We start from the raw sequence: 255 nt of genomic DNA on the forward strand, positions 1-255 counted from the left end.
ATCAGGTGTGTTCGTCTAGTGAGAGGTCAGGGGAGCTGAATCCTTTGGATCCAGATCAGCCTTGCTCACCCGAAGGGATCTGGCCGGTGCGCACGGCGTCGGCGGCCTGGGCACGCACGGCAGCGCGATCGGCGGTGGACTTGTAGGTCACGACGCGCGAACCTGCGGGCTCGATGCTGCGGGTCTGGGCAACGCTCGATGCCTCGGCAGCCACTTCGGCGCGGGTGCGGTTGGTTTCGAACTTCGTGGCGAATT

1 protein-coding gene is annotated in these 255 nt (G+C 64.7%); it reads right to left on the minus strand.

The features are described from left to right. Positions 1-55: 55 nt before the first annotated feature. Positions 56-255, minus strand: a 200-nt coding sequence (locus KW835_RS26725) for a DUF4148 domain-containing protein (protein ID WP_218387766.1), incomplete at its 5' end; no start/stop codon positions are given.

It is taken from the genome of Acidovorax sp. sic0104, from assembly GCF_019219095.1.
Taxonomy (GTDB): domain Bacteria; phylum Pseudomonadota; class Gammaproteobacteria; order Burkholderiales; family Burkholderiaceae_C; genus Acidovorax.